Here is a 12,354-nt window from a genome sequence, read left to right as displayed (position 1 = left end):
CGGCGACGACGGGCGGAGCAGCGGCTGACCGCCCGCGTGGCGGAGGTGGCCCGGTCCTCGGTCCTGGCGCCGCTCGAGGAGACCGTCGAGGACGCGCGCGTCTTCTGCGCCGCCGTCCACCGCGCCGGCGGCTGATCCGCACGGCCGCCCGCGCGGCGACAGAGTGCAGGGATGTGCAGTTCCGGCTCGCGGAACGGCGCATCCGCGCACACTGTCCGGGCGCACCGAGCGGGCTTGTTGCAAATGACTTGCAATAGAGTGGCGCCGTGCGTGCCACCAGGAAGTTCAGCCGTCCCGTCGCGGCGGGCGTCGTGATCGCGGCCGCGCTCACCGCCTGCGGGGACGCCGAGTCCTCGACCTCGGCGGGGCCGCCCACGGAGCTGCGGCTGGCGATCGGTGGCGAGCCGGACGACGGCTTCGACCCCACGCTCGGCTGGGGCCGCTACGGATCGCCGCTGTTCCAGTCCACCCTGCTGGCGCGCAACGCGGACCTCGACGTCGTCCCGGAGCTCGCCACCGACTGGTCGATCAGCGACGACGGCCTGGTCTGGACGGTGGACATCCGCACCGACGCACGGTTCAGCGACGGCGAGCCGGTCACCGCTGCCGACGTCGCCTACACGTTCACGACGGCGAGCCGGAGCGGCGGGCTCACCGACGTCACGGCCCTGGCCGAGGCGGTCGCGGTCGACGACGACACCGTCGAGCTCCGCCTGGAGCGGCCGCAGAGCACGTTCGTCAACCGGCTGATCTCGCTGGGCATCGTGCCCGAGCACGCGCACGGCCCCGACTACGGCCGCCAGCCGGTCGGGTCCGGGCCGTTCGAGCTGGTGCAGTGGGACCAGGGCCAGCAGCTCATCGTCGAGCGCAACGACGACTACTACGGCGAGCAGTCGGCCTTCGAGCGGATCGTCTTCCAGTTCACCGACGAGGACGCCTCGATCGCCGCCGCCTCGGCCGGCCAGGTGGACATGGCCGCGGTGCCCGCCGCGCTGACCACCGGTGACATCCGCGGGATGGACCTGGTCGCCGTCGAGTCGGTGGACAACCGCGGCCTGATGTTCCCCTACGTCCAGGACGACGGGCGCACCACCGATGCCGGCCTGCCCATCGGCAACGACGTCACCGCCGACCGTGCGATCCGGCGGGCGGTCAACGTCGCCGTCGACAGGCAGGCGCTGGTCGACGGCGTCCTGGAGGGCCACGGCTCGCCCGCCACCGGCCCCGTCGACGGGCTGCCGTGGCACGAGCCGGAGTCGGCGATCGAGGACGCCGACCCGGAGACCGCCGAGCAGCTCCTGGACGAGGCCGGCTGGGTCGATGGCGACGGCGACGGCGTCCGGGAGAAGGACGGCGTCCGGGCGGCGTTCTCGCTGCTCTACCCGGCGTCGGACTCGCTGCGCCAGGACCTCGCGCTCTCGGTGGTCGACATGCTGTCGCCCGTCGGCATCGAGGTCACGGCGGAGGGCGTGAGCTGGGACGGCATCTACCAGCGCATGCACAGCGACGCGGTGCTCTTCGGCTGGGGCAGCCTCGACCCGACCGAGATGTACAACCTCTACTCGTCGGCCCAGGCGGGCGTGGAGTCCTGGAACCCGGGCTTCTACAGCAACCCCGACGTCGACGCGCACCTCGAGGCGGCCATGACCGCCACCGACCCGGAGGAGGCGAACCGCCACTGGCGGGCCGCCCAGTACGACGGCGAGGGCACCGGCTTCGGGCCCAGCGGGGACGCCGCGTGGGCCTGGCTGGTCAACCTCGACCACACCTACTACGTCGACGAGTGCCTGGATCTCGGCGCCCTGCTGATCGAGCCGCACGGCCACGGGTGGCCGATCACCGCGGGCATCACCGGGTGGCGGTGGACCTGCTGACCCAGCTGCTGCGGGGGGCCGCCGGGCGGCTGGTCCGGCTGGCCCTGCTGCTGGCCGCGGTGGCGTCGGCGTCCTTCGCCCTGATGCTCGGCTCCCCGGTGGACCCGGTGACCGCGTACGTGGGCGCGGACATCGCCGCGATCGGGCCGGAGCAGCGGGCGCAGATCGCCGAGCGCTGGGGGTTCGACGAGCCGCCGCTGGAGCGCTTCCTCTCCTGGCTGGGCAACGTCGCGCAGGGCGACCTCGGCACCTCGCTCACGTTCAACCAGCCGGTGACCGAGGTCATCGCCGAGCGCTTCCCGGCCAGCCTCGCGCTCATGGCGACGGCGTGGCTGCTGTCGGGGGTGTTCGGCTTCGGCCTGGGGGTGCTGGCCGGGGTCCGGCAAGGGCGGTTCGCCGACCGGGCGGTCACCTGGTGGGCCTACACGCTCGCCTCGGCCCCGACCTTCTGGGTGGGCCTGCTGCTGCTCTACGTCTTCTCCGTGCAGCTGGGCTGGACGCCGGTCTGCTGCGCCGTCCCCGTCGGCGTCCTCGCCGAGGACGTCACCCTGCTCGACCGCGCGCACCACCTCGTGCTGCCAGCGCTGACGCTCTCGATCGTCGGCGTGGCGCCGGTGGTGCTGCACACGCGGCACGCCGTCGTCGAGGCCATGGCGAGCGACCACGTCGCGCTCGCCCGGGCGCAGGGCGAGTCGACCCGCGGGGTGGTCGTGCACCACGTGCTGCGCAACGCGGCGGGCCCTGCGGTGCTGCTGCAGTTCGCCTCGCTCGGCGAGCTGTTCGGCGGCTCGGTGCTGGCCGAGCAGGTCTTCTCCTATCCCGGCCTCGGCGCGGCGACCACCCAGGCGGCGCTGGGCCAGGACGTGCCGCTGCTCCTGGGCATCGCGCTGTTCACGACGGTCTTCGTCTTCGTCGGCAACCAGCTGGGCGATCTCGTGCACGCGCGCCTCGACCCCCGGGTCGCGCACGACCTGGCGCGCCTCCGCCGCCCGCGCTGGGGTCGCGGCGCGCCGGCCGAACCGCTGCTGGCTCCCGACCCGGTGCCGCCGCCGCAGCCCGAGCACGCCGGCCGGGCCGTCCGATGACCGCCGTCCTCGCCTCCGGCGGGCGCCGCACGCTCGACCGACGCCGGCGCACCCTGGCCTACGTCGGCCTGTCGCTGCTGGTCGTCCTCGGTGTGGTGGTGGCCGGTGGCCTGGCCGCCGACCCGGCCCAGACGACGAGCCTGGCCGAGCGCAACCTCGGACCGTCGGCCGAGCACTGGTTCGGCACCGACCGCCTCGGCCGGGACATGCTGGCCCGCACCCTGGCCGGGCTGCGGCTCAGCCTCGCGGTCGGGGTGGCCGCCGCCCTGATCTCCGCCGTCATCGCCCTGGTGCTCGCCTCGGCGGCAGCGGTCTTCGGCGGGGTGGTGGACCGGGTGGTGGGCTGGCTGGTCGACCTGTTCCTCGCCCTGCCGCACCTCGTGCTGCTCATCCTGCTCGCCTTCGCGCTGGGCGGGGGGACGCAGGCCGTCGTCATCGCCGTCGCGGTGACCCACTGGCCGACGCTGACCCGGGTGCTGCGGGGGAAGGCGCGCGAGGTGATGTCGTCGGACTACGTCGCCGTCTCCCGGCAGCTCGGCCACGGGCGGGGCTGGATCGCCCGCCGCCACCTGGCCGGCCACCTCACCGGTCACTTCCTCGTGGGGACGGTGCTGCTCTTCCCGCACGCGATCCTGCACGAGGCGGCGCTGTCGTTCCTCGGGCTGGGCGTGGACCCGGGGGAGCCGTCGATCGGCGTGCTGCTGGCCGAGTCGATGCGCTACCTGACCGCCGGCGCGTGGTGGTTGGCCGTGCTGCCGGGGTTGTGCCTGCTGGTCGTGGTCAAGCTCGTCGACACGATCGGCAGCAACGTCCGCGCCCTGCTCGACCCGCGGAGCCACCACCTGTGACGGGGGCGGTGCTCGAGGTGCGGGGCCTGGAGGTCGACTTCGTCCAGTACGAGCGGGGGCTGCGCCGCCGCGTCGTGCGCGCCCTGACCGGCATGGACCTCTCCGCCGCGCCCGGGGAGATCGTCGCCCTGGTGGGCGCCAGCGGTGCCGGCAAGAGCCTGCTGGCGCACGCGGTGCTCGGCCTGCTGCCGCCCAACGCCGTCGAGCGCGGCGTCGTCGCCCTCGACGGGCAGCCCCTGGAGCCCGCCGCCCGGCGCCGCCACGCCGGGCACGACCTGACCTTGCTGCCCCAGGCGGCGAGCTTCCTCGACCCGGTGAGCTCGGTCGGCCGGCAGGTCCGCCGCTCCGCTGAGCTGGCCGGTCGGCCCGATCCCCGGGCGGCCGCCGCGGCCGCGCTGGAGCGACGCGGCCTGGGCCGCGAGGTGTTGCGGCTGTACCCGCACGAGCTCTCCGGCGGCATGGCCCGCCGGGTGCTGCTCGCGATGGCGACGCTGCACGAACCGCGGGTGCTGCTCGCCGACGAGCCCACCACCGGGCTGCCGGCCGACGTGGTGCGGACGACGCTGGCGGAGTTCCGCGCGATGGCCGACGGCGGCTGCGCCGTCGTGCTGATCACCCACGAACTGCGGGCGGCGGTCGCGGTCGCCGACCGCGTCGTCATCGCCCGCGACGGGCGCACCCTCGACACGGCGGACCCAGCGGCCTTCACCGGCGACGGCGCGGCGCTCGCCCACCCGTACACCCGCGCGCTGTGGCAGGCGCTGCCCGGCAACGGGTTCTCCGTGGCGGAGGGCGTCTGATGCTCACCGCGGAGGGCCTCTGGTTCCGTTACGGCCGGGACCGCCCGTGGGTGCTCGCCGGGGTCGACCTGCGGCTGGAGGCGGGCGAGGTGGTCGGGCTGTGCGGGCCCAGCGGCGGCGGGAAGAGCACCCTGGGCCGGGTGCTGGCCGGGCACCTGCGGCCCGACCGGGGTCGGGTGCTGGTCGACGGCGCCGAGCCCACCGCGCGGCGCGCTCCGCACCCCGTGCAGCTGGTGCTCCAGCACCCCGAGCGCGCCCTGGACCCGCGCTGGACGGTGCGGCGGGCGCTGGCCGCGGCGGGGGCCGACGACGCCGGGGCCGCCGAGCGGCTCGTTCCGCCCGCCTGGCTGGACAGGTATCCGCACGAGATCAGCGGCGGCGAGCTGCAGCGGGTCAACCTCGCCCGGGCGCTGCTGGCGCGGCCGCGGTACGTGGTGGCCGACGAGATCAGCGCGAGCCTCGATGCGGTCACCCAGGCGCGGGTCTGGACCCTCCTGCTGGAGCACTGCCGCGAGGCGGGGATCGGCATCGTCGCCATCTCGCACGACCGGCCGCTGCTGGAGACGGTCGCCGGCCGGATCGTGGACTGGGAGTCGCCGGTAGCGAGCTGACGTGACGCGATCGCGGGACGGTTGTACTGGATCCAGCGAGCGCGCTGCCGAAGGTGGGAAGGTGACCACTTCCAGCACGGAGACCCCGGCGGCGCAGGCATCCGGCTTCTGGGCCTCGCTGCCGCGCGGTGCGCGGCTCGACGAGCAGGCGTTCGCCACCCGACACCGGCTGATCGCCGGTGTGCTGGCGGTGCACCCGCCGGCGCTGGCCGGCCTGGGGCTCTACCTCGGGGTGGGCGGCTGGCTGCTGTGGGGCCAGCTCGCCGCCGTCGTGGTACTGCTCGTGCTGGGCTTCACCCTGCGCCCCCAGGTGGCCCGTGCCAGCGCCGTCAGCCTCGGCCTGATGGTGAGCGCGGACGTGCTGGTGCACGTGGGTGGCGGCCTCACCGACCTGCACATCTGGTTCTACGTGCTGCTGGCGCTCGTCGCGCTCTACCAGCAGTGGACCCCCTTCCTGCTCGCCGTCGTGTTCGTGGCCGTCCACCACGCGGTCATGAGCCTGGCGATGCCGGAGTCGGTGTTCTCCACGCACGAGGCGCACGAGAACCCCATCGCCTTCGCGATCCTGCACGCCGCCTTCCTGCTGGCCGAGGCCTTCTTCCTGGCCTACGGCTGGAAGTTCACCGAGGAGGCCGACCGCGGGCGCCGCGCCGAGCAGCGCCGCGCGGAGGAGCAGGCGGTCGCCCAGGCGCAGGCCCAGGGGGAGTTGGCGGAGGAGCGGGCCCGCGCTGCCGAGGAGGCGGCCGCAGCGCTGGCCCGGCGCGAGGCGCGGGCGGCGACGGTCGAGGAGCAGTTGGCGCGCCTGCTGGAGGCCGGGCGCCGGCTGGACGAGAACGTCGGGACGGCGACCGACGTCATGGCCGGGCTCCGAGCCGCGATCGACGAGATCGCGACGGCTGCCGGAACCGCGACGACGACCGCCCACGAGGCGAGCACCGGTTCGCGGGAGGGGGCGCAGACCGTCGTCCGGCTCGCCGCCACCATGGCCGAGATCGACCAGATCGCCGGCAGCATCTCGACCATCGCCGACCAGACCAACCTGCTGGCGCTGAACGCGACCATCGAGTCAGCGCGCGCCGGCGAGGCCGGCAAGGGCTTCGCCGTGGTCGCCGGCGAGGTCAAGGACCTGGCGTCGGAGACGGCGGACGCCACGGAGCGGATCCGTCGCGTCGTCGACACCGTCCGTGGCGACGTCGAGGCCGCGGGCACCGCGCTGACCCAGGTGCAGGAGGTCATCGCCGGCGTCGTGGAGACGCAGGCGACCATCGCCGCCGCGGTGGAGGAGCAGAGCGCCGCGACCGCACAGGCCCAGGCAGCCATCACGGGCGCCTCGCACGAGGCCAGCGCCATGGCGGCCGACCTGCAGCGCATCGTCGGCGAGATGTGAGCGCCTGGGACCATGGGCGGGCGGCACGTTCCGCCTCATCCACGACCGGCTCCTCGACGAGCCCGACCCGAGCGCAGCTCGCCAGGAGTGACCCCCGCATGTTCCGCCGTACCGCCCCGCGCGTGCTGATCGCCGTCGCGCTGTCCGTCTCCCTCGCCGCCTGCGGGTCGGACGACGACGCCACCCTCGCGGCGGAGATCTCGTCCGACCTCTCCGAGAAGCCCGAGGTGCCGGCGAGCGATGGCGCCGCGCCGGAGGAGCTGGTGATCGAGGACGTCGTCGTCGGCGACGGGGACGAGGCGGAGGAGGGCACGACCGCCTCCGTCCAGTACGTGGGCGCCTTCTACGAGACCGGCGAGGAGTTCGACTCCTCCTGGAACGGCGGCGAGCCCGGCAGCCCGCTGCCGGTGCCGGTGGGGCAGGGCCTGGTCATCCCGGGCTTCGACCAGGGCATCGAGGGAATGCAGGTCGGCGGACGCCGGGTGGTCACGATCCCCAGCGACCTCGGCTACGGCGACCAGGACCGGGGCCCGATCCCCGGCGGGTCCACGCTGGTGTTCGTCATCGACCTGGTCGAGGTCGGCTGAGCGGGCGGCTCAGCCGACCCGGCGCACCGCGTCCCGGGTGAGGTCCGCGATCGACGGATAGCCGTCGACGGCCATCGTCAGGTCGGTCTCGGCCAGCAGGCAGCGCAGCACGTGCTCGATGCCCTCCTGGCCGCCGACCGCGAGCCCGTAGGCGTACGGGCGCCCGACGGCGACGGCCCGCGCACCCAGCGCCAGCGCCTTCACCACGTCCGGCCCACCGCGGACCCCGGAGTCGAAGACCACCGGCACGTCGCCCACGGCGTCGACGACGTCGGGGAGGCAGTCGATCGCCGGGATCCCGCCGTTGGCCTGGCGGCCACCGTGGTTGGAGCAGTAGATGCCGTCCATGCCGGCGTCGACGGCCCGCCGGGCGTCATCGGGCGAGCAGATGCCCTTGAGCAGGATCGGGAGCTTCGTGAGCGACCGGAACCAGGCGAGGTCGTCCCAGCTGAGGCTCTGGTTGCCGAAGATCGACGCCCACTGCCCGACGGCGCCCTGCGGGTCCTCCTCCGGCGGGGCGGCCAGCCGGGAGCGGAACACCGGGTCGGAGGTGTAGTTGGCCAGGCACAGCCCGGTGAGCTGCGGGAAGCTCGCGATGGTGAGATCGCGCGGTCGCCAGCCGAGGGTGAGCGTGTCCAGCGTGATCACGATGGCGCTGAAGCCGGCCGCCTCGGCCCGCTGGACCAGGCTCTCGGTGAGCTCGCGGTCGTTCGGCGGGTAGAGCTGGAACCAGCCCGGGGTGTCCCCGAGGGCGGCGGCGACGTCCTCCATCGGGTCCTGCATGAGCGTGGAGGCGATCATCGGGACGCCGGTCGCCGCGGCGGCGCGGGCGGTGGTGAGGTCGCCGTGCCCCTCGGGCTCGCAGATCCCGATCACCCCGACCGGGGCCATCATCAGCGGCGTCGGCAGCTGCCGGCCGAACAACTCCACGCTGAGGTCGCGCTGGGCGTTGCCGGCCAGCATCCGCGGCATGAGGCCCCACCGCTCGAAGGCGGTCACGTTGACCCGCTGGGTGTGCTCGTTGCCCGCGCCCCCGGCGACGTAGGACCAGACCTGCTCGGACATGGCCGCCTCGGCGGCGCGCTCGAGCGAGGCGTAGTCCATCGGCAGTGTCGGCTTCTGGCCGACCAGCCCGTTGAAGTAGATGCCGAACTGCCAGTCGCCGTGGTTGGCCACGCGTGCTCCTCGTGGGTCGGGCCGGCTCGGCCGAGCCTGCCGATCGGCCGGATCGTAGGCATCCCGGAACTGCTGCGGACGCTCGGCGGCGACACGACGGGGCCGACACCCTTGACCCGTGAACTGAATCACAATTCAATTGCGGGACGCGAGCCGGGCCACCGGGTGGCCGGGCGCTCGAGCCCCCGGTGCGCGAGAGAGGACGAGATGACGGTCGACGACAGGTTCACCGAGGAGTTCTGGCAGCAGCCCGAGGAGGGTGAGCTCGGCACCTGGAACGAGATCATCACGGGGCCGGTCTCCGACTGGACCACCGACTTCTCGCACACCGAACCCGAGTACGCGCAGAACGCGATCGCGATCTGGGACGACCTGCGCAGTCGCTGCCCCATCGCGCGGACCGAGCGCTTCGGCGGCGCCTGGCTGCCCACCCGCTACGAGGACGTCCAGGCCATCGCCTACGACACCGAGCACTTCAGCTCCCGGGCGATCATCGTGGGCAACTTCCGCCCGCCGCTGAGCCTCGCGCCGGTGGGCGGGGAACCGCCGATCTCCTCGGACCCGCCGTTCCACCACGACGCCCGCAAGCTGCTGCTGCCGGCGTTCACCAAGACGAAGGTGGCCAAGCAGGAGGTCACCACCCGGGCGTTCTGCCACTCGCTGATCGACGGCTTCGCCGGCCGGGACGTGGTGGACGCGGCGATCGAGTACGGCATGCACATCCCGATCCGGGTCATCGCCGACATGCTCGGCTTCCCGCCCGAGGACGGCGAGAAGTTCAAGGGGTTCGTCGAGGACGCTCTCGAAGGGCTCGACCGCCCGGTCGAGGAGCTGGAGACCCGCGGCGACGAGCTGTTCGAGTACCTGCTCGAGCAGATCCGCGACCACGTGGAGAACCCGCGCGACGACCTGACGACCCACCTGATCAACGCCGAGCTGTACGGCGAGAAGCTCGAACCGCAGCACGTGGCCGGCACCATGGCCCTGCTGCTCATCGCCGGGATCGACACGACGTGGAGCGCCATCGGCGCCTCGCTGTGGCACCTCGGGCAGCACCCCGAGGACCGCCGTCGCCTGGTCGAGGGCCCGTCGCTGCGCCCGACGGCGTACGAGGAGTTCCTGCGCGCCTACGCGCCGGTGACCATGGCGCGGCTGGTCAAGGAAGACATCAGCTTCGGCGGGGTCGAGATGAAGAAGGAGGACTGGGTCCTCCTCCCGTTCCCGGCCGCCAACCGCGACCCGGAGCGCTTCGAGCGCGCCGACGAGGTGATCATCGACCGCGAGGTGAACCGGCACGCTGCCTTCGGCCTCGGCATCCACCGTTGCGTCGGTTCGCACCTCGCCCGGATGGAGCTGCGAGTGGCCCTCGACGTCTGGCTGGACCGGATCCCCGAGTTCACCCTCGCCGACCCGGACGCCGTCCGGTGGTCGACCGGCCAGATCCGCGGTCCGCGGGTACTGCCCCTGCGCATCGGCTGACCGCAACCGGTCGCCGACCTCGGCGGTCGGCGGCCGGCGCGGCCCGATCGCCACTCAGGCCAGGACGTCCAGGAGCAGGCGGGTCGCGATCAGGCCGGCGACGGCGAGGACCAGCCACGCGAACCACCGGCGCAGGCGGTCGGTGTCCGTGCGTGTCGCGACGCGTCCGGCGGCCAGCGCCGCCAGCACCGCCGCGGCGGTGAAGGCGACCGTGACGGGCGCGTCGAGCGTCGCCTCCCCGGCGTGCGCGACGAAACCGGCGGCCGAGTTGATCGCCACGACCACGAGGGACGTGCCGATGGCGGTGGCCATCGGCAGACCGAGGGCGACCGCCAGCACCGGGATGACGAGGAAGCCGCCGCCGACGCCCAGCAGGCCGGTGAGGAAGCCGACCACGAACCCGCCCGCGATGGTGCGCGGCAGGCAGCGGCGCCAGTTCACGCCACCGCCGTCGACGGTGCACGCCGTGCCGATCACCGGCTGCTCCTGCAGCATCCGCAGCCCGGCCCCGACCATCAGCGCCGCGAACAGCAACAGGGTCACCGCCTCGGGGAGGAGCCGGTTCACCGCCGCACCCGCGAAGGCCGTCGCCGCGCCGGCCGCGCCGAAGAGCAGGCCGATCCGCCACGAGATCTGACCGGCGCGCAACCGGGGGAGCAGTGCGACGAGCGCGGTGATGCCGACGACGAGCAGCGAGGTGGCGACGGCCTGCTGCAGGTCCTGGCCCGCGAGGTAGACCAGCGCAGGAACTGCGAGGATCGAGCCGCCACCACCCAGCAGTCCGACGAGCGCGCCGATGATCAGTCCGAGGCCGATCGGGAGGGCGATGCTCATCTCTCCACCGTGCTCATCTCTCCGCCGTGCTCACCTCTCCGCCGTGCCCCGCACGGGCATCAGCGGCGTCCGAGGAGCTTGCCCAACCAGCCGCCGGACCGCTCCGGCCTCGGATGGCCCGGGCATCGTTGGGCGTCGGGCACCCGCGCCATGACCTGGTCGACGTGCTGGCCGCAACCGGCCCAGGTCGTCTTGCCACAGGTGCTGCAGGGGACTGCTCGGCACATGGGTTCCTCCTCGTCGAGATTTCGGTGGGGCCGGTCAGACGCCGGCGTGGTGGAGGCCGACGGCGGCCGCTCCGGTGTCGGCGTCGGCGTAGCTGCCGTCGACCAGGACCGGCCGGCGGCCGGTGCGCGCGAGCAGGGAGGCGGCGATCGAGGCGCGGTAGCCCGATCCGCAGTAGACCCACACGTCGCCGTCCGGCACCTCGTCGATGCGGTCGGCCAGCTCGTGGATCGGGATGTGCCGCGAGCCCCGCACGCCGCCACCGGCGCGCTCGTCAGCGCGACGGGCGTCGACCACGACCAGTTCCGCGTCCGCGGCCATGGCCGCGGCCAGGCCGGCGAAGTCGCTGACGGGGTACGAGACCAGGCCCCGCCCGTCGGCGAGCTTTTCCGGCGTACCGATGGCGGCGCCCGCGAGCCGGTCGATGCCGATGCGGACCAGCTCCCGGCGGGCGTCGGCCACCTGCTGCTCGGTCTCGCCGATGAGGGTCAGCGGCGCACCCCACGGCACCAGCCATCCGACGTAGGTGACGAAGTTGGCGATCGCCAGCTGGAAGTTCAGCGCGCCAGGGAGGTGGCCCGCGGCGAACGCCGTGCGGGTCCGCAGGTCGACGACCCACTCGCCGGCGGCCAGCCGCTCGGCCAGCTCGGGCGGGTCGACCGGGCGCGGTGGCGACAGGTCCACCGGTGTCGGCCCGGCCGCGTTCCCCGGACCCATGTGTGCGTACCAGGCCGGGATGGCGGTGAGCCCGGCGACGAGCTCGTCGACGTAGGTCTGCTCGTCCTGGGTCAGTGCCGGGTTGACGCGGCGCTGTTCCCCGACGGTCGAGGAGTCGCCGCTGGTCGGCGTCGCCGAGCAGAAGCTCCCGAAGCCGTGCGTGGGGAAGACCGGGGTGTCCGCGGGCAGCTCATCGGCCAGCCGGCGCACCGAGTGGTACTGGGCGTGGGTGAGCTCGTCGGTGTGCTCGGGTCCGACGAGGTCGGTGCGGCCGGTCGAGCCGTAGAGCATGGAGCCGCCGGTGAACACCGCCTGCACCGAGCCCTCCCCGTCGGCCAGCACGTAGCTGACGTGGTGGTGGGTGTGCCCGGGGGTGTGCAGCACCCGCAGGCGCATCGGACCTGCCTCGAGCACATCGCCGTCGGCGGCCGGCGTCCGCTCGTAGGCGACGTCGTCCCCGGCCGGGACCACGTAGGCCGCGCCGACCGCCCGGGCCAGCTCCAGGCCCCCGGTCAGGTAGTCGTTGTGCAGGTGGGTCTCCACCACCAGCGCGATGCGAACGTCGCGCTCCTGCGCCAGCGCGAGCATCCGATCGATGTCGCGCTGGGGGTCGACGACGACACCGACGCCACCCTCGCTCACCAGGTAGCTGCGGTCCCCGAGTCCCGGGGTCTCGATGATGTCGATCTGCACGATGGGCTCCTCATACAGTACGGGGCAGGGGTATCTGC

Annotated in this window: 12 protein-coding genes; 8 read left to right on the top strand and 4 right to left on the bottom strand. The window is 73.7% G+C overall.

Annotation, left to right across the window (positions count from 1 at the left end; all coding sequences use genetic code 11):
- Window positions 1–266 precede the first annotated feature (266 nt).
- The 7 genes from A6V29_RS19740 to A6V29_RS19710 all read left to right on the top strand — a co-directional run bounded on the left by A6V29_RS19740 (window position 267) and on the right by A6V29_RS19710 (window position 7,192).
- Window positions 267–1,874 carry an ABC transporter substrate-binding protein gene (locus A6V29_RS19740; protein WP_137161887.1) on the top strand — a complete coding sequence of 536 codons (1,608 nt, stop codon included), beginning with the start codon at window positions 267–269 and terminating at the stop codon, window positions 1,872–1,874.
- Window positions 1,856–2,959 carry an ABC transporter permease gene (locus tag A6V29_RS19735; RefSeq protein WP_212719660.1) on the top strand — a complete coding sequence of 368 codons (1,104 nt, stop codon included), beginning with the start codon at window positions 1,856–1,858 and terminating at the stop codon, window positions 2,957–2,959. The genes A6V29_RS19740 and A6V29_RS19735 overlap by 19 nt, the downstream gene beginning before the upstream one ends.
- Window positions 2,956–3,807 (top strand): ABC transporter permease, encoded by an 852-nt coding sequence (locus A6V29_RS19730; RefSeq protein ID WP_137161886.1) that lies wholly within the window; start codon window positions 2,956–2,958, stop codon window positions 3,805–3,807. The genes A6V29_RS19735 and A6V29_RS19730 overlap by 4 nt, the downstream gene beginning before the upstream one ends.
- A complete protein-coding gene (locus A6V29_RS19725; RefSeq protein WP_212719657.1) occupies window positions 3,804–4,607 on the top strand; it encodes an ATP-binding cassette domain-containing protein in 804 nt (267 codons plus the stop codon). Before A6V29_RS19730 ends, A6V29_RS19725 begins: the two co-directional genes overlap by 4 nt.
- Window positions 4,607–5,218, top strand: coding sequence for an ABC transporter ATP-binding protein (locus tag A6V29_RS19720; RefSeq protein WP_137161885.1), 612 nt, complete (start codon window positions 4,607–4,609; stop codon window positions 5,216–5,218). The genes A6V29_RS19725 and A6V29_RS19720 overlap by 1 nt, the downstream gene beginning before the upstream one ends.
- Before the next feature lie 61 nt (window positions 5,219–5,279).
- On the top strand, window positions 5,280–6,605 hold the full coding sequence (locus A6V29_RS22035) for a methyl-accepting chemotaxis protein (protein WP_283956383.1): 1,326 nt from the start codon (window positions 5,280–5,282) through the stop codon (window positions 6,603–6,605).
- Between the two features lie 98 nt (window positions 6,606–6,703).
- Entirely contained in the window at window positions 6,704–7,192 is a 489-nt protein-coding gene (locus A6V29_RS19710; protein ID WP_137161884.1) for an FKBP-type peptidyl-prolyl cis-trans isomerase, read from the top strand.
- Window positions 7,193–7,201: 9 nt separating this feature from the next.
- Here the strand turns inward: A6V29_RS19710 and A6V29_RS19705 are convergent, their stop codons facing one another.
- On the bottom strand, window positions 7,202–8,368 hold the full coding sequence (locus tag A6V29_RS19705) for a lactate 2-monooxygenase (RefSeq protein ID WP_212719654.1): 1,167 nt from the start codon (window positions 8,366–8,368) through the stop codon (window positions 7,202–7,204).
- A gap of 207 nt (window positions 8,369–8,575) precedes the next feature.
- On the opposite strand from A6V29_RS19705, the gene A6V29_RS19700 reads away from it, so the two are divergent.
- Window positions 8,576–9,847 (top strand): cytochrome P450, encoded by a 1,272-nt coding sequence (locus tag A6V29_RS19700; protein WP_137161883.1) that lies wholly within the window; start codon window positions 8,576–8,578, stop codon window positions 9,845–9,847.
- Window positions 9,848–9,901: 54 nt separating this feature from the next.
- Here the strand turns inward: A6V29_RS19700 and A6V29_RS19695 are convergent, their stop codons facing one another.
- The 3 genes from A6V29_RS19695 to A6V29_RS19690 are packed head-to-tail and all read right to left on the bottom strand — an operon-like array spanning window position 9,902 to window position 12,316.
- Window positions 9,902–10,681: a sulfite exporter TauE/SafE family protein gene (locus tag A6V29_RS19695; RefSeq protein ID WP_137161882.1), complete on the bottom strand. Its 780-nt coding sequence runs from the start codon at window positions 10,679–10,681 to the stop codon at window positions 9,902–9,904.
- Between the two features lie 59 nt (window positions 10,682–10,740).
- Window positions 10,741–10,908 carry a DUF8730 family Cys-rich protein gene (locus A6V29_RS22240; RefSeq protein ID WP_502700121.1) on the bottom strand — a complete coding sequence of 56 codons (168 nt, stop codon included), beginning with the start codon at window positions 10,906–10,908 and terminating at the stop codon, window positions 10,741–10,743.
- A gap of 34 nt (window positions 10,909–10,942) precedes the next feature.
- On the bottom strand, window positions 10,943–12,316 hold the full coding sequence (locus tag A6V29_RS19690; RefSeq protein ID WP_137161881.1) for an MBL fold metallo-hydrolase: 1,374 nt from the start codon (window positions 12,314–12,316) through the stop codon (window positions 10,943–10,945).
- Window positions 12,317–12,354 lie beyond the last annotated feature (38 nt).

Origin of the sequence: Blastococcus sp. CCUG 61487 (assembly GCF_005222955.1) — a bacterium.
In the GTDB taxonomy this organism is placed as follows: domain Bacteria; phylum Actinomycetota; class Actinomycetes; order Mycobacteriales; family Geodermatophilaceae; genus Blastococcus.
This window is presented reverse-complemented; position numbering and strand designations above follow the sequence as displayed.